1 protein-coding gene is annotated in these 505 nt (G+C 67.3%); it reads left to right on the top strand.

Going from position 1 to position 505, the window contains the following annotated elements; genetic code table 11:
- Positions 1 to 175 precede the first annotated feature (175 nt).
- On the top strand, positions 176 to 505 hold a 330-nt coding region (locus ACSIH6_RS39445; protein WP_435114014.1), incomplete at its 3' end, for an IS3 family transposase.

Raw genomic sequence — 505 nt, 5'->3', positions numbered from 1 at the left:
GACAAGGCCGAACTGGCCCGCCTGCGCCGCGAGAACGCCCAACTGCGTGAGGAACGCGAGATCCTGCGCAAGGCCACGGCTTTCTTCGTCCGGGAGACCAGTCGGTGATTCACCGGCTGATCGACGAAGAGAAGACACGCCACTCCGTCTCCCTGATGTCCCGGCTGCTCGGCGTATCGCGGCAGGGCTACTACAAACACCACACCACCGAACCCAAAACGGCCCCACGGCCAAGGAACACTCCGACGCTGACCTGGCCGAACGTAGCCAGGGCCACCATGAGCGTTCCCGTGGCACCTACGGGGCTCCGCGCCTGCGAGCCGACCTGGCCGAGCTCGACGGACTACGGGTGGGACGCAATCGGATCGGTCGGCTCATGCGCGCTCAGGGCCTGGTCGGGGTGCACCGCCGCACTGGCCGCAAGGGCCTGACCAGCCAGGACCGGATGGCCCAGTCCCCACCGGACCTGGTCGGTCGCGATTTCACCGCCATGGAGCCGAATCAG

Origin of the sequence: Nocardiopsis synnemataformans (assembly GCF_965343085.1) — a bacterium.
Lineage (GTDB): Bacteria > Actinomycetota > Actinomycetes > Streptosporangiales > Streptosporangiaceae > Nocardiopsis > Nocardiopsis alborubida.
This window is presented reverse-complemented; position numbering and strand designations above follow the sequence as displayed.